Raw genomic sequence first — 298 nt, 5'->3', positions numbered from 1 at the left:
TTCGGACTCGCTTTCGCTACGGCTTCCCCACACGGGTTAACCTCGCAACACACCGCAAACTCGCAGGCTCATTCTTCAAAAGGCACGCAGTCACGACGCACCAAGCCAAAGACTCGATGCGCGACGCTCCCACGGCTTGTAGGCACACGGTTTCAGGTACTATTTCACTCCGCTCCCGCGGTACTTTTCACCATTCCCTCACGGTACTATCCGCTATCGGTCACCAGGGAATATTTAGGCTTAGCGGGTGGTCCCGCCAGATTCACACAGGATTTCTCGGGCCCCGTGCTACTTGGGA

The 298-nt window shown here is 56.7% G+C and carries 1 rRNA gene; it reads right to left on the bottom strand.

Going from position 1 to position 298, the window contains the following annotated elements:
• Positions 1–298 (bottom strand): 23S ribosomal RNA (locus tag GCU69_RS09820); the annotation flags it as partial.

This window comes from Streptomyces lycii, assembly GCF_009735685.1.
Classification (GTDB): domain Bacteria; phylum Actinomycetota; class Actinomycetes; order Streptomycetales; family Streptomycetaceae; genus Streptomyces; species Streptomyces lycii.
The sequence above is the reverse complement of the archived record's forward strand: the minus strand, read 5'-3'. Positions and strand labels throughout refer to the sequence as shown.